17 protein-coding genes are annotated in these 19,486 nt (G+C 61.1%); 11 read left to right on the top strand and 6 right to left on the bottom strand.

What is annotated here, in order from left to right; all coding sequences use genetic code 11:
- Positions 1 to 169 precede the first annotated feature (169 nt).
- Together HX783_RS19270 and rarD are read left to right on the top strand one after the other, a co-directional pair.
- Entirely contained in the window at positions 170 to 1,144 is a 975-nt protein-coding gene (locus tag HX783_RS19270; RefSeq protein WP_034116112.1) for a serine/threonine protein kinase, read from the top strand.
- A 194-nt stretch (positions 1,145 to 1,338) separates the two neighbouring features.
- Positions 1,339 to 2,223, top strand: a complete 885-nt coding sequence (gene rarD / locus HX783_RS19265; RefSeq protein ID WP_159960415.1) for an EamA family transporter RarD — start codon at positions 1,339 to 1,341, stop codon at positions 2,221 to 2,223.
- A gap of 222 nt (positions 2,224 to 2,445) precedes the next feature.
- Here the strand turns inward: rarD and HX783_RS19260 are convergent, their stop codons facing one another.
- Positions 2,446 to 2,958: a glycine cleavage system protein R gene (locus HX783_RS19260; RefSeq protein WP_177017928.1), complete on the bottom strand. Its 513-nt coding sequence runs from the start codon at positions 2,956 to 2,958 to the stop codon at positions 2,446 to 2,448.
- Positions 2,959 to 3,226: 268 nt separating this feature from the next.
- Between HX783_RS19260 and HX783_RS19255 the strand changes: the two genes are divergently transcribed.
- Positions 3,227 to 5,404 (top strand): malate synthase G, encoded by a 2,178-nt coding sequence (locus tag HX783_RS19255; RefSeq protein ID WP_177017927.1) that lies wholly within the window; start codon positions 3,227 to 3,229, stop codon positions 5,402 to 5,404.
- Positions 5,405 to 5,476: 72 nt separating this feature from the next.
- On the opposite strand, the gene HX783_RS19250 is transcribed toward HX783_RS19255, so the two are convergent.
- Positions 5,477 to 5,863 carry a hypothetical protein gene (locus HX783_RS19250; RefSeq protein WP_159960421.1) on the bottom strand — a complete coding sequence of 129 codons (387 nt, stop codon included), beginning with the start codon at positions 5,861 to 5,863 and terminating at the stop codon, positions 5,477 to 5,479.
- Positions 5,864 to 5,992: 129 nt separating this feature from the next.
- Complete coding sequence (locus tag HX783_RS19245; protein ID WP_177017926.1) at positions 5,993 to 6,439, bottom strand: response regulator; 447 nt, start codon at positions 6,437 to 6,439, stop codon at positions 5,993 to 5,995.
- Positions 6,440 to 6,685: 246 nt separating this feature from the next.
- Here HX783_RS19245 and HX783_RS19240 point away from each other — a divergent pair, with 246 nt between their 5' ends.
- The 8 genes from HX783_RS19240 to HX783_RS19205 all read left to right on the top strand — a co-directional run bounded on the left by HX783_RS19240 (position 6,686) and on the right by HX783_RS19205 (position 15,770).
- Positions 6,686 to 8,608 (top strand): putative nucleotidyltransferase substrate binding domain-containing protein, encoded by a 1,923-nt coding sequence (locus tag HX783_RS19240; protein WP_177017925.1) that lies wholly within the window; start codon positions 6,686 to 6,688, stop codon positions 8,606 to 8,608.
- The gene (locus tag HX783_RS19235; RefSeq protein ID WP_159960427.1) at positions 8,605 to 9,312 is read left to right on the top strand and encodes a PolC-type DNA polymerase III; all 708 of its coding nucleotides are present in this window, start codon (positions 8,605 to 8,607) and stop codon (positions 9,310 to 9,312) included. The genes HX783_RS19240 and HX783_RS19235 overlap by 4 nt, the downstream gene beginning before the upstream one ends.
- 213 nt (positions 9,313 to 9,525) lie before the next feature.
- A complete protein-coding gene (locus tag HX783_RS19230) occupies positions 9,526 to 10,044 on the top strand; it encodes an RNA polymerase sigma factor (protein ID WP_159960429.1) in 519 nt (172 codons plus the stop codon).
- Positions 10,041 to 11,009: a FecR family protein gene (locus tag HX783_RS19225; protein ID WP_177017924.1), complete on the top strand. Its 969-nt coding sequence runs from the start codon at positions 10,041 to 10,043 to the stop codon at positions 11,007 to 11,009. Before HX783_RS19230 ends, HX783_RS19225 begins: the two co-directional genes overlap by 4 nt.
- A gap of 198 nt (positions 11,010 to 11,207) precedes the next feature.
- Positions 11,208 to 13,637, top strand: coding sequence for a TonB-dependent siderophore receptor (locus HX783_RS19220; RefSeq protein WP_177017923.1), 2,430 nt, complete (start codon positions 11,208 to 11,210; stop codon positions 13,635 to 13,637).
- Between the two features lie 63 nt (positions 13,638 to 13,700).
- Positions 13,701 to 14,804 carry a PepSY domain-containing protein gene (locus tag HX783_RS19215; RefSeq protein WP_177017922.1) on the top strand — a complete coding sequence of 368 codons (1,104 nt, stop codon included), beginning with the start codon at positions 13,701 to 13,703 and terminating at the stop codon, positions 14,802 to 14,804.
- Entirely contained in the window at positions 14,801 to 14,983 is a 183-nt protein-coding gene (locus HX783_RS19210) for a hypothetical protein (RefSeq protein ID WP_094949497.1), read from the top strand. Before HX783_RS19215 ends, HX783_RS19210 begins: the two co-directional genes overlap by 4 nt.
- Before the next feature lie 157 nt (positions 14,984 to 15,140).
- Entirely contained in the window at positions 15,141 to 15,770 is a 630-nt protein-coding gene (locus tag HX783_RS19205; protein ID WP_177017921.1) for a glutathione S-transferase, read from the top strand.
- Between the two features lie 186 nt (positions 15,771 to 15,956).
- Here HX783_RS19205 and creD read toward each other — a convergent pair whose 3' ends face one another.
- The 3 genes from creD to creB are packed head-to-tail and all read right to left on the bottom strand — an operon-like array spanning position 15,957 to position 19,477.
- Positions 15,957 to 17,318 carry a cell envelope integrity protein CreD gene (gene creD, locus HX783_RS19200; RefSeq protein WP_177017920.1) on the bottom strand — a complete coding sequence of 454 codons (1,362 nt, stop codon included), beginning with the start codon at positions 17,316 to 17,318 and terminating at the stop codon, positions 15,957 to 15,959.
- A 51-nt stretch (positions 17,319 to 17,369) separates the two neighbouring features.
- On the bottom strand, positions 17,370 to 18,809 hold the full coding sequence (creC, locus tag HX783_RS19195; RefSeq protein WP_177017919.1) for a two-component system sensor histidine kinase CreC: 1,440 nt from the start codon (positions 18,807 to 18,809) through the stop codon (positions 17,370 to 17,372).
- Positions 18,809 to 19,477 (bottom strand): two-component system response regulator CreB, encoded by a 669-nt coding sequence (gene creB / locus HX783_RS19190; RefSeq protein ID WP_159960445.1) that lies wholly within the window; start codon positions 19,475 to 19,477, stop codon positions 18,809 to 18,811. Before creB ends, creC begins: the two co-directional genes overlap by 1 nt.
- Positions 19,478 to 19,486 lie beyond the last annotated feature (9 nt).

The following is a 19,486-nucleotide window of genomic DNA, read 5'->3' as shown; positions in this document are numbered from 1 at the left end:
TTCGCGAGCAAGCCCGCTCCCACATTCGACCCTATTCCAAAGGTGGAACTCGATTGAATGTGGGAGCGGGCTTGCTCGCGAAGGCGTCAGAACAGCCACCACCTATATAAGCTCTGGTGCGTTACCATACCGGGCCGGACGCGGCGCCCTGCTGCGCGCAGGAGTTCGCATGGCCCATCCGTTTGAAACACTCACGCCAGATTTGGTACTCGACGCCGTCGAAAGTATCGGCTTTCTCAGCGATGCTCGCGTTCTGGCGCTCAACAGCTACGAAAACCGTGTGTATCAGGTGGGCATCGAAGACGCCGAACCGCTGATCGCCAAGTTCTACCGGCCCCAGCGCTGGACCAACGAAGCGATCCTCGAAGAGCACCGTTTCACCTTCGAACTGGCCGAATGCGAAGTGCCGGTGGTCGCGCCGCTGATCCACAACGGCGAAAGCCTGTTCGAACATGCCGGTTTCCGCTTCACCCTGTTCCCTCGCCGTGGCGGCCGTGCGCCGGAGCCGGGCAACCTCGATCAGCTCTATCGCCTGGGGCAGTTGCTCGGGCGTTTGCACGCGGTGGGCTCCACGCGCCCGTTCGAACACCGTGAAGCCCTGGGGGTGAAGAACTTCGGTCACGACTCCCTCAACACCTTGCTCGAAGGCAATTTCATTCCGAAAAGCCTGCTGCCGGCCTACGAGTCTGTAGCCCGCGACCTGCTCAAGCGCGTGGAAGAGGTGTACAAGGCCACGCCGCACAAGAACATCCGCATGCACGGCGACTGCCACCCCGGCAACATGATGTGCCGCGATGAGATGTTCCATATCGTCGACCTGGACGACTGCCGCATGGGCCCGGCCGTGCAGGATTTGTGGATGATGCTCGCCGGCGACCGTCAGGAATGCCTGGGCCAGCTGTCGGAATTGATGGACGGCTATCAGGAATTCCACGACTTCGACCCACGCGAGCTGGCCTTGATCGAGCCCCTGCGCGCCTTGCGCCTGATGCACTACAGCGCCTGGCTGGCACGGCGTTGGGATGACCCGGCGTTCCCTCACAGCTTCCCGTGGTTTGGCAGCGAGCGCTATTGGGGCGACCAGGTGCTGGCGTTGCGTGAGCAGCTGTCGGCGCTCAATGAAGAACCGCTGAAACTCTTCTAACCCCTGATCGTTCCCACGCTCTGCGTGGGAATGCCGCCTGTGACGCTCTGCGTCACGATTCCAGTTGCGAACGCGGAGCGTCCAAAAAAGCCACATTCCCACGCAGAGCGTGGGAACGATCAAGCATCATCCCACCTGCTGACAAAAATCCTTACAATTGCGCCTTTGTTAGCTGCCTATGCAAGGATTCCGCAATGCAACCCGCCAACCCCCGCAAGGGTTACATCCTGGGCCTGAGCGCCTATGTCATCTGGGGCCTGTTCCCGATTTATTTCAAAGCCATCGCCAGCGTTCCCGCTGCCGAAATCATCGTGCACCGCGTGTTGTGGTCGGCGCTGTTCGGCGGCCTGCTGTTGATGGTGTGGAAACACCCGGGCTGGTTGCGTGAACTGCTCGATAACCCCAAGCGCCTGGCGATATTGGCACTCAGCGGCTCGTTGATCGCCGCCAACTGGCTGACCTATGTGTGGTCGGTCAACAGCGGGCGCATGCTCGAAGCCAGCCTGGGTTACTACATCAACCCGCTGGTGAATGTGCTGCTGGGCATGTTGATCCTCGGCGAACGCCTGCGGCGCCTGCAATGGATGGCCGTCGGTCTTGCAGCGGTGGGTGTGGCGCAGCAGGTGTGGCAAGTCGGCAGTTTGCCGTGGGTGTCGCTGGTGCTGGCGCTGACCTTTGGTTTCTACGGTTTGATCCGCAAGCAAGCCCCCGTCAAGGCACTGCCGGGGCTGGTGGTGGAAACCTGGATGCTGGTGCCGATTGCCGTGGCGTGGCTGCTGTTCAACCCTACGGCGCACAGTGCGCAGCTTGAATTCTGGAGCACCTCCGAAGCCTGGTGGCTGGTGGCCGCAGGCCCAGTCACATTGATTCCGCTGGTGTGCTTCAACGCGGCCGCGCGCCATCTGCCCTATACCGCGCTGGGCTTCTTGCAGTACGTGGCACCCACGCTGGTGCTGTTGGAAGCGGTGTTCCTGTTCGGCGAACACTTGGCGACCAGCACGCTGATCGCCTTCGCATTCATCTGGGCGGGCCTGGTGGTCTACAGCCTGGACGCCTGGCTGACCGTGCGCAAACGCTGATCAAACAACGTACAAACCTCTGCAAGCCACGGCGGGCGTGGCTTGCAGACATCCACCCCAAGGTTATCCACAACCTGATCCCCGCCATTTGTGCACAAGCCGTTGAAACTGCTCGTTTTTTGCTCAAGCCGAGCAGAAGCCCGGCCGGCGTGGCCTGGCGCCGGGTCTCTACAGGTTATCCACAGGCCCATGCAAGATTTCCATGCATAACCCTGTGGGCAGTTATTCCTCGTGGTGCAACTCCACCATCAAGTCATCCGCCAGGGTTTCCAGGGCCAGTTGCAAGGTATCCAGGGATAACGCTGTCGGCACCTGCAACACGGCCTCGGCGGTAAACAACGGATCGCCGCTCATGGGCGCCGGGCGCACATCCGTGCTCAGACTTTGCAGGTTCACGCCCTGTTTGCTCAGCAGCGCCGTGATCTCACGCACAATGCCCGACCGGTCGTTACCCACCAGCGTCATCAGGATCGCCTTGGATGCCGCGGCCTGCCCGGTACTGCCCTCACCCACCAGCACGCGAATGCCGTGTGTGGATAAGTCCTCCAGCGCATTCACCAGGTCCTGACGGCTTTCTGCAGGCACACTGACCCGCAGGATCCCGGCAAACTGCCCGGCCATGTGCGCCATGCGGCTCTCCAGCCAGTTGCCGCCGTGGGCCGCAATGTTCTGCGCAATGCGTTCAACCAGGCCGGGTTTGTCGGCGGCGATAATAGTGAGTACAAGATGGTCCATGGCGAAGCCCTCTGGGATTTCAATCTACAAGGTGGACGCAGGCGCCCTCGAAAACAAATCGTGTACCATTTTTATATTTATCTGGAACAATCCAATAGTTTTTTGAGAACATCCCGTTCTCCGCTGTGACCGTACGGCCAAAGTGGGTCGCTAAACGACGTATTTAGTCTAATTTTCACAACCGCAAGTCATCATGTAGTATGCCCAACCTTGCACTACATAATGAAAATCTGAAACAGCGCATAAGCTCCGCAGAGTGAGGCAAGCAATGACTGAACACGTTCAAGTCGGTGGCCTGCAGGTCGCCAAAGTCCTGTTCGACTTCGTGAACAACGAAGCCATTCCCGGCACCGGCATCACTGCCGACCAGTTCTGGGCCGGCGCCGACAAGGTCATCCACGACCTGGCACCGAAGAACAAAGCCCTACTCGCCAAACGCGACGATTTCCAAGCGCGGATCGATACCTGGCACCAGACGCACGCCGGCCAGGCCCACGACCCTGTGGCCTACAAAGCCTTCCTGCAAGATATCGGATACCTGCTGCCAGAAGCCGCAGACTTCCAGGCCTCGACCCAAAACGTCGATGACGAAATCGCCCGCATGGCCGGCCCGCAGCTGGTGGTGCCGGTGATGAATGCCCGCTTCGCCCTCAACGCCTCCAACGCACGCTGGGGCTCGCTGTATGACGCGCTGTATGGCACCGACGCCATCAGCGAAGCCGACGGCGCCGAGAAGGGCAAGGGCTACAACAAAGTGCGTGGCGACAAGGTGATTGCCTTCGCCCGCGCCTTCCTCGACGAAGCCGCGCCGCTCAGCGCCGGCAGCCACGTGGACTCCACCGGCTATAAGATCGTGGATGGCAAGCTGATCGTCAGCCTCAAGGGCGGCAGCAACAGCGGCCTGCGTGACGATGCCCAACTGATCGGTTTCCAGGGCCCTGCGGCCCAGCCGATTGCGATCCTGCTCAAGCACAACGGCTTGCACTTCGAAATCCAGATCGACGCCAGCACCCCGGTCGGCCAGACCGACGCCGCCGGCGTCAAAGACGTGCTGATGGAAGCCGCGCTGACCACCATCATGGACTGCGAAGACTCCGTCGCCGCCGTCGATGCCGATGACAAAGTGGTGATCTACCGCAACTGGCTCGGCCTGATGAAGGGCGACCTGGCCGAAGAAGTGGCCAAGGGCGGCAAGACCTTCACCCGCACCATGAACGCCGACCGCGTCTACACCGGCGTGGATGGCCAGGACGTGACCTTGCACGGCCGTTCGCTGCTGTTCGTGCGCAACGTTGGCCACTTGATGACCATCGACGCGATCCTCGACAAAGACGGCAACGAAGTGCCGGAAGGCATCCTCGATGGCCTGCTCACCAGCCTGGCAGCGATCCACAGCCTCAACGGCAACAGCAGCCGCAAGAACAGCCGCACCGGTTCGGTCTACATCGTTAAACCGAAAATGCACGGCCCTGAAGAAGCGGCGTTCACCAACGAGCTGTTCGGCCGTATCGAAGACGTGCTGAACCTGCCGCGCAACACCCTCAAGGTCGGGATCATGGACGAGGAGCGCCGCACCACGGTCAACCTCAAGGCCTGTATCAAGGCGGCGAGCGAGCGCGTGGTGTTTATCAACACCGGCTTCCTCGACCGTACCGGCGACGAGATCCACACCTCCATGGAAGCCGGTGCGATGGTGCGCAAGGCCGCCATGAAAGCCGAGAAGTGGATCGGCGCGTATGAGAACTGGAACGTCGATATCGGCCTGAGCACTGGCCTGCAAGGCCGTGCGCAGATCGGTAAAGGCATGTGGGCGATGCCCGACCTGATGGCGGCGATGCTTGAACAGAAAATCGCTCACCCACTGGCCGGCGCCAACACCGCTTGGGTGCCGTCGCCCACTGCGGCCGCACTGCACGTGCTGCACTACCACAAGGTCGACGTGTTCGCGCGTCAGGCCGAGCTGGCCAAGCGTGAGCGCGCCTCGGTGGACGATATCCTGACCATTCCTCTGGCCAGCAACACCGATTGGTCCGACGAAGAGATCCGCAACGAGCTGGACAACAACGCCCAGGGCATCCTCGGCTATGTCGTGCGCTGGATCGACCAAGGCGTGGGCTGCTCTAAAGTGCCGGACATCAACGACGTCGGCCTGATGGAAGACCGCGCCACCCTGCGCATCTCCAGCCAGCACATCGCCAACTGGTTGCGCCACGGCATCGTCAACGAAGCCCAAGTGATGGAAAGCCTCAAGCGCATGGCGCCGGTGGTCGACCGTCAGAATGCCGGGGATGCGCTGTATCGCCCGTTGGCGCCGGATTTCGACAGCAACATCGCGTTTCAAGCGGCGGTGGAGTTGGTGATTGAAGGGACTAAACAGCCGAATGGTTATACCGAGCCGGTGTTGCACCGTCGGCGTCGGGAGTTTAAAGCGAAAAACGGTATGTAGTTAAACGCGAACTCCCTGATCTTGAGATCAGGGAGTTCAAGTCAACACCTATAATTAACCCATGTGTTTTTATCATGGGATGTATTGAATATCAGCCTTCCCCTCAAACACGTACTTCTTACCTACTTCTTTTTCATAAACCGCCGCGATCGTCAGTGCTTGATGATCGCCACCATCCGTAACTATCACAGTAACTTTCCCGGCCAAAGAGCGCTCGTCCCCGTCGCCAGAGAAGCGTAACCCCCAAGGATGATCTGCGGCGTATTCAAAATTATAGGTTTTACCGTCTTCAACGTTCTCGGGGTAAACAATTGCCAAGATGGGTTTGCCTTTATTGTCAAACGCCACGAAATTGTTTGCGGCCCCTTCAACCTTATCCAAATTAAATTCAAGGTGAGGTTTATCTTTATAGGTAACTTTTAGAATTGCCGAGCCTTTGAACGGACTTTTAGTCGCCATTTCCATCTCCCGCTTAATGGGTATTTAAAGTAACGATCTCTGCGCGCTACTTCACCCAGTAAACAAGAGCCTCCCAAGCTTTCCTACTGTTAAAACTAACAGGTATCGGACAAACCTGACCAACGGTAACTACTGCGCCATTCCTAATTCACGCTTGACCATCTTCGCCAACTTCACGCTATCAATCGGCTTGAGCAAAAAGTCCACCACACTCAAGTGCATCGCATCGATCACATCCGGCGCCTCGGCGTCCCCCGACATGATGATGATCGGCAACGCCGCCCGCTCGGACTCGCGCACCTTTTCGATCAGTTCAAGGCCGTTGCTGGGTTCCATGCGCAGGTCAGTAATCAATAGACCAATAGAGCTACTGGTTTTCAACAAATCCCACGCGGCCTCACCACTGTCAGCCGTCATGCAGCGAATGCCGTCCAGGCCCAGGATCTCCGCCAGCAGTTCACGCGCGTCCTTGTCGTCATCAACAATCAACACGCGTTGTGGCGGTAAATCAGGCTCCAGCATCACAGCGCTCAGCGCCTCGCGCTCGGCATCGCTCAAAATATCGTGGTCGGACATACGTTTCTCAGCAGTTCTCATCAATCTCCCAGCACACTCGTCAGACATCTGCAGAAGGGCGAACAATGTGCACTTCGTCGGAAAGTTTGCCTAGTGGGTGTTCTACGGGGTTTGGACGATAGTCATGTAAGGTTTTTCCCTAGTCGCCCATCGGTTTACCGCTACCTAGACTTACGTCCAATGGGCACCCAGGGCGCGGGGGCTGACCATAAAGGACGATAACGACAAGAAACTGCGGTCACTGTTATGAGTAAAGCTGATGCTTTCACCCAGGCGGGAAAAACCGCCGTGTTGCAGAACATCCACGGCACCCTGCAATTCCTGCAACGCTTCCCGCCGTTCAACCAGATGGAACATGCCCACTTGGCGTTTCTGGTGGAACAGTGCCAATTGCGCTTCTACGGTCCCGGCGACAGCATCCTCAAGCCGTCGGGCGGGCCGGTGGAGCATTTCTACATCGTCAAGCAAGGCCGAGTCGTCGGCGAACGGCCGGACTCCACCCAAACCACCTTCGAAATCACCACCGGCGAATGTTTCCCCCTCGCCGCGCTGCTGGGCGAACGCGCGACCCGCACCGAGCACAAGGCCGCCGAAGACACCTTCTGCCTGCAACTGAACAAGCCGGCGTTTATCAAGCTGTTCGCACTCTCCAGCCCGTTTCGCGATTTCGCCCTGCGGGGTGTCAGCGCACTGCTGGACCAGGTTAACCAGCAGGTGCAGCAAAAAGCCGTGGAAACCCTCGGCACCCAGTACTCGTTGAACACGCGCCTGGGCGAATTGGCCATGCGCCATCCGGTCACCTGCAACCCAAGCACGCCGCTGCGCGAGGCGGTGACGCTGATGCATGAGCAGCAAGTCGGCAGCATCGTGATTGTCGACGAGCACAAGGCGCCTCTCGGGATCTTCACCTTGCGCGACCTGCGCCAAGTGGTGGCCGACGGCACCAGTGATTTCAATCAAGCCATCGAAGGCCATATGACCCAGGCGCCGTTCTTCCTGACGCCCGACCACAGCGCCTTCGACGCCGCCATCGCCATGACCGAGCGGCACATCGCCCACGTGTGCCTGGTGAAAGACCAGCGCTTGTGTGGCGTGGTGTCCGAGCGCGACCTGTTTTCCCTGCAACGGGTGGACCTGGTGCACCTGGCCCGCACCATCCGCAATGCGCCGCGGGTAGAAAACCTAGTGGCGATTCGCGGCGAGATCGGCCAACTGGTGGAACGCATGCTCGCCCACGGCGCGTCGTCCACGCAGATCACCCACATTATTACGCTGCTCAACGATCACACCGTGTGCCGGGTGATCGAGCTGACGCTGGCCGACAAAGGCGACCCCGGCGTGCCCTTCAGCTGGTTGTGCTTCGGCAGTGAAGGCCGCCGCGAGCAAACCCTGTTTACCGACCAGGACAACGGCATTCTGTTCGACGCCAAGGACGCCGCCGAAGCCGCCGAAATTCGCGGCCGCTTGTTGCCCCTGGCGCAGCAGATCAACCAGAGCCTGGCGCTGTGCGGCTTCAGCTTGTGCAAGGGCAACATCATGGCCGGCAACCCCGAGCTGTGCCTGTCGCGGGCCGAATGGGCGCGGCGTTTCGGCGCGTTTATCCGCGAGGCGACGCCTGAGAACCTGCTGGCCTCCAGCATCTATTTCGATTTGCGCGTGGTATGGGGCGACGAACAGGGCTGCGAGCAATTGCGCCAGAGCGTTCTGGATCAAGTCGCGGATAACCGGCTGTTTCAACGCATGCTGGCCGAGAACGCCCTGCGCCAGCGCCCGCCCGTTGGGCGCTTCCGCGATTTCGTGCTGACGCGCAAAGGTGGCGAAAAGGCCACCCTCGACCTCAAGGTGCAAGGCCTCACGCCCTTTGTCGATGGCGCGCGCCTGCTGGCCCTGGCCAATGGCGTTCACGCCAATAACACCTTGGAGCGCCTGCGCCAGCTGGTGACCAAAGAGGTCATCGAGCCCCTGGACGGCGCCGCGTACGAAGAGGCCTATCACTTTATCCAGCAAACCCGCATGCAGCAGCACCAGTTGCAAACCCGCGAGAACCAGCCGTATTCCAACCGCGTCGATCCCGACAGCCTCAACCACCTGGACCGGCGCATCCTGCGTGAATCCCTGCGCCAGGCCCAGCGCCTGCAAAGCAGCCTGACCTTTCGGTATCAACTGTGAGCCTGTTCGACTGGCTGCGTACGAAAAAGCCAGGGCTCGACGCAGAACAGCAGCGGCGCCTGGCGCAACTGCCTAAACCCGCGGTGCTGGGCGACGGCGCCTTACGCAGCCAGCGTTGGGTCGTGGTCGACCTGGAAACCAGCGGCCTGAACCTCAACCGTGACCAGGTGCTGTCCATCGGCGCCGTGGTGATCGAAGACGGCGCCGTGGATTTTTCGCAGATGTTCGAGCGCACCCTGCACCGTGCCGAAACCAAACTCAGCCCCAGCGTGTTGATCCACGGCCTCGGCCCCAGTGCGATTGCCGCCGGCAGCGACCCGGCCGAGGCGTTGCTGGAGTTCATGGCGTTTGTTGGCGACAGCCCGTTACTGGCATTCCATGCGCCCTTCGATCAACACATGCTGTGCCGCGCACTCAAAGACAGCCTGGGTTATCGCCTGGCGCATCCGTTCCTCGACGTCGCCGACATCGCCCCGCTGCTGTGCCCCGAAGCGAATATCCGCGAGGCCGGGCTGGACGACTGGATCAACCACTTCAAGCTGCAGGTCGGCGAGCGCCATCACGCCAGCGCCGACGCCCTGGCCACCGCGGAGCTGATGCTCATCCTGTTGAGTCGTGCGCGCCAGCAGCACATCGACTCCCCGCAGGCGCTTCAGGCGCGCTTGAGCCAATGGAAACGGCGCAAACAAGCCCCCGGTTTCTAAGATCGTTCCCACGCTCTGCGTGGGAATGCCGGCGGGGACGCTCCGCGTCCGCTTGTGGCGCAAAACTCAAGCCCCGCACAAGGGACGGGATGCATTCCCACACTGAGCGTGGGAACGATCGCCCGACAGACGCCAATTGCGCCCACTGCTTGCCTCTGACACAATCGCGAATAATTCTCGTTAGTTTAAACCTCTTGTTTATTCGGTGATGCCTTGTCGTCGGTCCAGACCCCGCACAGTGAGCTAGTTGGCGCGTTGTATCGCGACCATCGCGGCTGGCTGCTGGCCTGGCTGCGCCGCAATGTGGCCTGCCCGAGCCGCGCCGAAGACCTGAGCCAGGACACGTTCATGCGCCTGCTGGGCCGTGACGAACTGCGCGAACCCCGCGAGCCCCGCGCGTTTCTGGTGGCCATCGCCAAAGGGTTGCTGTTCGACTACTTCCGGCGCGCGGCGCTGGAACAGGCCTACCTCACCGAATTGATGCTGATCCCGGAAAGCGAACACCCGTCGCCGGAAGAACAGCAACTGATCCTCGAAGACCTCAAGGCCATCGACCGCCTGCTCGGCAAGCTGTCGAGCAAGGCCCGCGCCGCCTTCCTCTATAACCGCCTCGACGGCCTGGGCCACGCACAAATCGCCGAGCGCCTCGGCGTGTCGGTGCCGCGCGTGCGCCAATACCTGGCCCAGGGCATTCGCCAATGCTACGTCGCGCTGTACGGCGAGCCGTTGTGACGGTGATCAGCACCAAACCGGTGTCGGCGCGTGTGCTGGATGCCGCGATTGCGTGGCAACTGTCCCTCGACTCCGGCGACGGCAGTGCCGTGGAACAGGAAGAATTCGCCAAATGGCTGGCCAGCGATGAAGAGCATGCACGCGCCTGGCGCCAGTTGGGCATGCTCGACCAGCGGTTCAGCGTGGCCGCAGGCCCGGCGCGGGCGGCGTTGTTGCAGTCACGCGAAGGCATTCGCCAGCGCGTGCGCAAGCTGGGGCGCGGCGTGGCGAGTATCGCGCTGGTCTGCGGCCTGGCGTTGTTTGCCGGCGAGCGTTACGTGCCGATCCACTATTGGCTGGCCGACCAACGCACCGCCACCGGCGAGCAGCGCACCCTGAAACTGGCGGACGGCACGCTGATCAACCTCAACACCCACAGCGCCATCGACGTGCGGTTTGATGAAAAACGCCGGCTGATTGTGCTGCAGGAAGGCGAGATTCTCGTCGAGACCGGCCATAACGATGCCCGCCCGTTTTATGTCCAAACCCGCGACGGCAGCCTGCGCGCATTGGGCACGCGGTTTATCGTCAAACGCGAAGACGACGCCACGCGCCTGAGCGTGTTGCAGTCCGCCGTGGCCGCCCAGCCTGAGGCGCTGCACAAGGAACAGATTTTCAAGCAAGGCCAGCAAGTGCTGATGCGCAGCGACGGCCTCGGCCCGCTGCTTGCCGTGACACCCGCCGCCGACGCCTGGACGCGCGGCATGCTGGTGGTCGACAACGCCCGCCTGGGCGATGTGGTCGCGGAACTCAGCCGCTACCGCACCGGCTATCTGGGCGTGGATAAAAACGTCGCCGACCTGCGCATCACCGGCAGCTTCCCGCTGCACGACACCACGCTGGCGCTGAACGCGCTGCTGCCGACCCTGCCGGTGCAGATTGAGCAGCACACGCCGTGGTGGGTGACCGTCACCGCCAAGCCCTGAGTTTTGCGCAGTTTGGGCAATGGCTATCACAGGCAAGCCAGCTCCCACCTTGAAATGCATTCCCCCTGTGGGAGCTGGCTTGCCTGCGATGGGGTCCTCAAGACCACCCTGAAAAATATTTCCACCCAGCCCTATCACTTTTTGAATCTCGCTCGGCACATAGGCAATTGCGAATTACTTCCATTCAGGAGCCGCCCTATGTCCCGCACGCTAGACACCTTGTTGCGCCCCAGCCTGTTAGCCGTGGCCATTGCCCTCAGCGCCCCGCTGGCCAGCACCACGCTGATCGCCGCTGAACAGGCTTCCAGCGTGCGCGCCTACAACCTGCCGGCGGCGCCGTTGGCCAGCACCCTGAACCAGATCGCCAGCCAGGCCGGCCTTGCGCTGACGCTGAATCCTTCGCTGGCAGCGGGCAAGACCTCGGCACCGGTCAACGGCCAGTTCGATGCACAGGGCGCACTGCGCGAGGCGTTGCGTGGGACCGGGTTGCAGTTGGAGCAGAGCAGCGCCGGGACGTTTACGTTGGTGGCGATTCCGGAGGGGGTTGTGGCGTTGCCGGAGACGAGCATCATTGCTCAGGGCAACACCGAAAGTGCCTGGGGCCCGGTGACAGGCTACTTGGCAACACGCACCGCCGCCGGCACCAAGACCGACACCGCACTGGTCGAAGCACCGCGTTCGATCTCCGTCGCCACACGGCAGCAGATGCAGGACCGCAACGTCCAGAACCTCGATGACGCGGTCAAATACATGCCCGGCATCGTCTCTTCCAGCTATGGCAGCGACACCCGTTACGACTGGATGCGCGTGCGCGGTTTTGAACCCACGCAATTCCTCGACGGCCTGCCACTGCCGCGTGGTGTGTACGCCAACCCGAAAGCCGAAACCTGGAACCTCGATCGCCTGGCCTTGCTGCGTGGCCCGGCCTCGTCGATCTACGGCCAAACGCCACCGGGCGGCCTGCTGGACATGGTCAGCCGCCGTCCAAGTGCTGAGTCGAGCAACGCCGTCCAAGTGCAATACGGCAGTGACAACTACCGCCAGATCAACTTTGCCAGCACCGGCAAAATCGATGATGAAGGCCAGTTCCTGTATGGCCTCAGCGGTGTAGTGCGCGACGCCGGCACCCAGGTCGACCACATCGACAACAAGCGCTACAACATTGCGCCGAGCCTGACGTGGAATATCGACACCGATACCAAGCTGACCTTCCTGTCGCAGTTCACTCGGGACGATACCGGTGCCACCAGTCAGTTTTTGCCAATTGTGGGCACCAAAATCGATTCTCCGTTGGGTAAAGTCTCCCATCATAAGAATCTGGGCGACCCGGATTACGAATTCTACGACCGCACCTACTACGCATTGGGCTATGCGTTCGAGCACCGCTTCAACGATACCTGGCAGTTCAAGCAGAACCTGCGTTACACCAAATCGGAGCTTTCATTCCAACAACTGACCGTGGGTGCCTTTGCCTATTATCCAGTAGACGCTACGGGCAATATCGACCGCACCTCGACCAACGTTGATGAGAACATCGGCCAATTCGCGGTCGACAACAACTTCCAGGCCGACTTCGCAACCGGTGATGTCACCCATACCCTTCTGTTGGGCCTGGACCACCAGCGCACCGACACTTCTTACCTGTCGATCTACGGCCCCGCCGGGCGCATCAACATCTTCAACCCCGTCAACACTGCACCGGTAGTGCGCCCCCCACGCACCGATGCGTACTACGACTACAACCAGAAAACCGTACAAACCGGCCTCTATGCACAAGACCAGATGGCTTTGGATAAGTGGCGCCTGACGTTGGGTGGGCGTGAAGACTGGGTGCATCAAGGCACCACCTACTTCAACAAAAACGATGCGACTAATACTGATCGCAGCAAGAACTTCAGTGGCAACGCGGCATTGAGCTACGTGTTTGACTCGGGCTTTGTGCCGTACTTGTCCTACGCGGAATCTTTCCAGCCAGCGAGCAACGCCAGCGTAGACCCACTCAAGTCCTATAAGCCCACCGAAGGCAAGCAATGGGAACTGGGGATCAAGTACCAGCCGCCTGGTTCCAACACTTTGCTGAGTGCGGCGATATACGATCTGACGCAGAAAAACGTATTGGTTACGAGCACCGGCGCAGGTGGCCAATCAGTCACTGACCAAACCGGGGAAGTGAAAGTCAAAGGCCTGGAACTGGAAGCCGTTTCTGACGTGACCGAGAATCTCAAGGTCATCGCTGCTTATACCCTGGCCAAATCCGAAGTACAAAAAGGCGAATTCAAAGGCAACCGCCTGCAACTGATGCCCGAGCAGCAAGCCTCCCTGTGGACCGACTACACCTGGCACAACGGCGTACTCGATGGTTTCGGCATCGGCTTTGGCGCCCGCTACACCGGCAACACTTATGGCGACCAAGCTAACACTTGGCTGGGTAAGGCAAATGCCTACACGGTGTTCGACGGTGCCGTGCATTACGACCTTGGCCGCCTCGACAACAGCCTCAAAGGTGCCTCGGTGAAACTCAACGCCACTAACCTGTTCAACAAGGACTACATTTCCACCTGCGATGGCTCCTACTGCTACTTCGGCGACCAACGCAGCGTCGTCGCCAGCGCCACCTACCAGTGGTAATCGGCTGAGTTAATAACCAGGCCGTCCTCCGGGGCGGCTTTGGTGTGTCTGAAGGCTAGAAAAATGAAAAGCAAAACCATCCGCCGCTGGTCCTTCATCCACACCTGGACCAGCCTGATCTGCACCGTCTTCCTCCTGCTGCTGGCCCTCACCGGCCTGCCGTTGATCTTCCACCATGAGATCGATCACCTGCTGGGCAACGAGCCTGAACTGGCGCAGATGCCTGCCGACACCCCGCAGCTGAACCTCGAGCAACTGGTGGCAAAAGCCCAGGCGCACCGCCCCGGTGAGGCGATGCAATACCTGGCGTGGGACGAGGACGACAAGAACGGCGTGATCGCGATCATGGCCGCGACTGCCGGCACCGAGCCCAATTCGTCGCACACCTTCATGCTCGATGCGCGCACCGGTGAAGCCGTGGAAACGCCGGCCGCCAACGGTGGGCTGACGCTGTTCCTGCTGCGCCTGCACGTGGACATGTTTGCCGGCCTGCCGGGCAAGTTGCTGCTGGCATTCATGGGCATTCTGTTTGTAGTCGCGATTGTCTCGGGCACGGTGTTGTACTTGCCGTTCATGCGCCGGTTGAAGTTCGCCACCGTGCGCCAGGACAAGTCCACGCGCCTGCGCTGGCTCGACCTGCATAACCTGATCGGTGTGGTCACGCTGACCTGGGCGTTGGTGGTAGGCGTGACCGGTGTGATCAGTGCCTGCGCCGACCTGATCATCGCCGCCTGGCGCCAAGACAGCCTCAGCGCGATGATCGAGCCGTACAAAAACGCGCCACCGCTGACCCAACGCGCACCGGCCACCGAGTTGCTGAGCATCGCCGCCAAAGCCGCGCCCGGCATGCAGCCGGACTTTATCGCCTTCCCCGGCACGCGCTTTTCCAGTGAGCACCATTACGCGGTGTTCATGAAGGGCAGCACGCACCTGACGTCACACTTGCTGACGCCGGTGCTGATCGACGCCAGCACCCTCGCCGTCACGGCCATCGCCGAGCGGCCCTGGTACATGGACGCCATGGGCATGTCCCAGCCGCTGCACTTTGGTGACTACGGCGGCATGCCGATGAAGATCCTGTGGGCGGTGCTGGATGTGCTGACCATCATTGTGCTGGGCAGCGGCGTTTATCTATGGATCGTGCGGCGCAAGGCGGCCAAGGCATGAAGCCGCGTCAGTCGAATTTCTGGAAGGTGTTTGGCATTCCGCTGGGGATTGGCGTGCTCAGTGCGGCCGGGTTGTTTGCGGCGTTGCTGGGGGATGGGCTGTGGGATTCGTTGAGTTGGGTCGGGTTGGGGGTTCCTGCTGTGATTGGTGTTTGGGCGTTGTTCAAGCGGCGCGGCTGAGGGCGCCATCGCAGGCAAGCCAGCTCCCACAGGGGGAATGCATTTCAAGGTGGGAGCTGGCTTGCCTGCGATGAGGCCCTGAAAAACACTCAAAAGCCCCCTCGCCAGCCACTGAACAACCCTCTAGGCTAGCCACTGCCCATTTCGAGGAATGCCCATGTCCACGCCCAGCATGACCTTGTTCCACAACCCCGCCTCACCCTTTGTGCGCAAAGTCCGCGTGCTGCTGGCCGAGACCGGCCAGCAGGACCGCGTGGCCTTGCACGGCTGCATGCCGACGCCGGTCAACCCGGACGCGCAGCTGGTGCAGGAGAACCCCGTGGGCAAGATCCCGGCCCTGCGCCTGGCCGACGGCTCGGTGCTGCACGACAGCCGGGTGATCCTCGATTACCTCGACCACCAGCATGTCGGCAACCCGCTGATCCCCCGTGACGGCTCCGCCCGCTGGCGCCGCCTGACCTTGGCTTCGATGGCCGACGGCATCATGGATGCCGCCGTGCTGGTGCGTTACGAGACCGCCATGCGCCCGGCGGACAAGCACTGGGCCCCCTGGCTGGATGAGCAGCGCAACAAGATCCGCCGCGCTGTCGCCGAACTTGAGGCCAATGCAATTGCCGAGCTGGCCAGCCACTTCGATATCGCCGCCATCAGCGTGGCCTGCGCCTTGGGTTACCTCGACTTCCGCCACCCCGACCTGCAATGGCGCACCGCGAATCCCCAGCTTGCCGATTGGTACGCCAAGGTCAGCCAGCGGCCTTCAATGCTAGAGACCCAGCCCCCAATCTGACATTCACCCCAATACACTGTGGGAGCGGGCTTGCCCGCGATTGCGGCGTGTCATCCAGCACCTCTGTTCCTGACCCACCGCCTTCGCGGGCAAGCCCGCTCCCACAGTGGAAGGTGGTGGCGTTGAGGAATGTGGCAATGCTTGCGGCCAACTGCGCACCCACCTGCTGATCTTCCCGCAACCCAATCATTGCCCCACCTCCAGATCAACCTGCACCTTGCGCTTGCCCACGCCATACCAATCCAGTTTGCGCGTCAGCACCATCACCGTGCCCAGCAGGCCGAACAACAACAGCGAGCCCATCAGCAGCGCGTAATCCTCGGCACTCAGCAGCCCGTACAACAAGCCATACAAAGCCGCCAACCCCGCCGAGAACCCCAGGCCATGGGCAACACTGCGCAGCACATGGCACACGTAGAAACCAATCAACAGCACGCAGGCACTCGCCGACAGCAGGTACGCCAGGCCAAAGCCGATGTGCTCGGACAACGACAACAACAGCAGATAGAAGAACGCCAAGGCAAAGCCCACCAACGCGTATTGAATCGGGTGCACCGCCAGGTTCTTGAGCACTTCGAACAGGAAGAAGCCGGCAAAGGTCAGGGCGATAAACAGCAGTGCGTATTTGATCGCGCGGTCGCTCTTGAGGTACTGGTCCACCGGGTCGATGAAGCTCACGCCAAAGCTGCGGCTGTTGAAGTCGTCACACACCTTGTCCCACTCACAGCCGCGCAGGGTTTCTTCCAGGTTGGTGGAGAAGAACGTGGTCTGCCAGTTGGCGGTAAAACCTTGCGCGGTGACCTCACGCTGGGCCGGCAGAAAGTTGCCGATAAAGCTGGGATGCGGCCAGTTCGAGGCCAGCTTGACCTGGCTGGTCTTGCCCACCGGCACCACTTGCAACTGCTCGGTGCCTTGCAGACGCAGGTCGAAGGCAAAGTCCAGCGGGGCCGGTTTTTTGCTGTCTTGCTCGGGCAGCATCACGTGCACGCCTTCCCCCAGCCACGCCACTTGAGAACCTGGCGAAAACTCCAGACGCTGGCTGCCCAGCTCCAGTTTCAACGCATTTTCGATGCCGCGAATATCGTTGATACCCACCGCCAGAAACGCCGGCTCAAAACGATAGTCCGCAAAGTTTTCCGTAATGCCCAACTGCGCAGGCAACTCAAAACGCCCGCTGATGCGGTTGTCGGCATGGAACAGCCGCGCCTGGTAAATGCCCCGCGAGCGCAGCTCGGTTTGCACCTTGCCGTCGAGCTCAAACTGCTCCGGCAGGAAATACAGACGACCACGCACTTCGCTGACTTGCTCGTAGCGCTCGTTGAGTTTTTCATTGAGCTTCCACTCACGGACGGTCTTGCGATACGGCACCACCATCACCGGGCCGGTGAGGCGCTGGCTGTAGCTGGAGCTGCGGGCGATGTCCATCAAGACGTCGTCGCGCGTCTGTTGGCGGTCGCTGATGATGCCGTTGATCATCAGCAATGGAATCAGCAACAGCAGGATCAGTAGCGCAATCGCGCCAAGTTTGAAAAGCAAGCTGCGGTTCATAGGGCTCTCCCTGTTTTGATGGGCAGAGAGTGAGCCGCGCCTGTGGGAGATTTATGTGGGCAATGTGGAGACTGTGTGGAGATGCAGCACCACTTGCACGCCGCCAGGCACATTGCCGATCTGCAACGCACCGCCGTGCAGCTTCATCACTTCCTCGACAAAATTGAGGCCCAGGCCAGTGCTTTTGCGCCCGCTGGCCGGGCGTGGCAGTGAGTAGAAACGCTCACTCAGACGCGGCAAGGCGTAGTCGGGAATCGGCGCGGCCTGGTTGAACAGGCTGACCTGCACGTCGTTGTGCTGAGTGTGCGCACTGAACCGCAAGGTGCCGCCCGCTGGCGTGAAGTCCAGGGCGTTATCCAGCAGATTGCCCAACGCCTGGCGCAACAGGAAAGGCTCGCCGAACACCTTCACATCCGCGGCAATCGCCTGTTCGACGCGCAAGCCGGCGCCTTCGATGCGTGCGCATTGGGCCTTAAGCACATCGTCGACCAAGGTGGCCAGCGGCATGCTGATTTGCTCTTCCAGGCCTTGGCGCTGTTCCACTTGGGCCAGGTTCAGCAAGCGTTCGATCAACTGCTGCAAACGCGCGCTTTCACTGTCGATATTGCCGACGAAACGCTGCTGCTGCTCGCGGGTCATGTCGCCCTGCAACAGCTCCGCCGCGCCGCGAATCGCTGCCAGCGGGCTTTTCAGTTCATGGGTCAGGGTGTGCACGTAATGCTCGACGTAAGCCTTGCCCTCCAGCTGCGTGCGCATGTGCTCCACGGCGGTGGACAGTTGCTTGAGTTCGCCACCGCGATAATGCGGCAGCTCGGCGCGCCGACCTTCGCTCACCGCCTGGGCATACGCGGTCAGCCGATGCAACGCGCGGCTCAGCCACCAGGACAACAGCGCGCCCAGCAGCAGGCCCAACACCACCAGCCCGGCGCCGTACCACAGCAGGCGATGTTCGGTGCGATCGACATACGGCTGCAACGAGCTGTTGGGCTTGGCCACGGTGACCACGCCAATGATCTGGCCGTTGTCGCGGATCGGCGCGCCCACGTGCATCACCGACGAGTTGGGGTCATCCAACTCATTACGGGTCGAACGCGCGCCATATTCGCCGCGCAGCGTCAGGTACACGTCATTCCATTTGGAATAGTCCTGGCCGACCGCCTCGCCCGTGGAGTCGAGCAACACAATGCCCTTGGCGTCGGTGACGTAGATGCGGTGGTTGACCTGGTTTTTCGGCAGGCCCCAAATGGTCGCACCCGGTTGCCGGCTGCCGTAGGCCTTGAGCAATTCCGGCCAGTGGCTCTGGCCGAGGGTGCCGTTCTTCACATCCAGCCGCAGGATCTCGGCCAGCAGGTTGGCGGTGTCCACCAGGGTTTCTTCGGTGGACTGGCGCACGCCGGGGCGGATTTCCTTCATGACCGTGTTGAGCACGAAGTAGCCGGTCAGGCCGATAAACAGCGCGTACACCAGGAAAATCCGCAGCCCCAGGCGCATCAGCTGTGGCTCGGGCTGTAGCTGTAGCCGAGGCCGCGATGGGTCTGGATCGGCTCGGCATCGGCGGCCACGCTACGCAGTTTGCTGCGCAGGCTTTTGATATGGCTGTCGATATTGCGCTCATAGCCGGCGTCGGCGGGCACGCCCACTGCATCGAGCAATTGCTCGCGGCTGAACACGCGCTCGGGTTGCTCGAGCAGGCTTTGCAACAGGCGGAATTCGTGGCGGGTCAGGCTCAAAGGCTGGCCGCGATACTGGATTTGCATGCGCTCCAGATCGATCTGAAACACGCTGGGCGCCACACCTGGGCCGACGCGTTTGAGGATCGCCCGCACCCGCGCCGCCACTTCCCGTGGGCTGAACGGTTTGACCACATAATCGTCGGCGCCGATCTCCAGGCCCACCACCCGGTCAATCTCAGCATCCCGCGCGCTGAGGAACATCACCGGTACTTCGCTGAAACGCCGCAATTGCTTGCAGGTTTCAAAGCCGCTGATGTCCGGCAGGCCGATGTCGAGGATGATCAAGTCGGCGGGCGTCTGGCGCTGATGGGCCAGCGCCTCCTGGCCGAGGCTCAGCCAGGTGGTGGTGAAGCCCTCGCCTTGCAGGGCGAATATCAGCGTGTCGGCAATCGCCGCCTCGTCTTCGACAATCAGGATATGCGGCATGTGGGTCCG

Source organism: Pseudomonas sp. D2002 (assembly GCF_013385735.1).
Lineage (GTDB): Bacteria > Pseudomonadota > Gammaproteobacteria > Pseudomonadales > Pseudomonadaceae > Aquipseudomonas.
This window is presented reverse-complemented; position numbering and strand designations above follow the sequence as displayed.